Annotated in this window: 2 protein-coding genes; both read left to right on the top strand. The window is 37.5% G+C overall.

Annotation, left to right across the window (positions count from 1 at the left end; genetic code table 11):
• The coding region (locus AC1DRF_RS31635; protein ID WP_477742778.1) for a TetR family transcriptional regulator C-terminal domain-containing protein at positions 1–291 on the top strand (291 nt) is incomplete at its 5' end.
• A gap of 26 nt (positions 292–317) precedes the next feature.
• The coding region (locus AC1DRF_RS31630) for a hypothetical protein (RefSeq protein WP_477742777.1) at positions 318–587 on the top strand (270 nt) is incomplete at its 3' end.

Here is a 587-nt window from a genome sequence, read left to right as displayed (position 1 = left end):
AATCATCCTCGTGCTCTTGGATTTATTAAAACTCATAGCCAAGGAGCTTTTTTAACGGAAGAGAGCCGCTTCGCATATCAAAAGCTGGTGGAATTTGTTTGCACGTTCTTCAGAGAAGGACAAAAGCAAGGTGTGATTAGAAATCTTCCTGAAAATGCGCTAATTGCTATTTTATTTGGAAGTTTCATGGAAGTATATGAAATGATTGAAAATGACTACTTATCTTTAACTGATGAACTTCTTACTGGTGTAGAAGAGAGTCTGTGGGCAGCACTTAGCAGACAATCATGAAACTTAACAAGTGAAAGAGGGATAACATGACAATTAAAGAAATGCCTCAGCCAAAAACGTTTGGAGAGCTTAAAAATTTACCGTTATTAAACACAGATAAACCGGTTCAAGCTTTGATGAAAATTGCGGATGAATTAGGAGAAATCTTTAAATTCGAGGCGCCTGGCCGTGTAACGCGTTACTTATCAAGTCAGCGTCTAATTAAAGAAGCATGCGATGAATCACGTTTTGATAAAAACTTAAGTCAAGCGCTTAAATTTGTACGTGATTTTGCAGGAGACGGGTTATTTACAAGC

The organism is Priestia sp. P5_B4, from assembly GCF_056400385.1.
The sequence above is the reverse complement of the archived record's forward strand: the minus strand, read 5'-3'. Positions and strand labels throughout refer to the sequence as shown.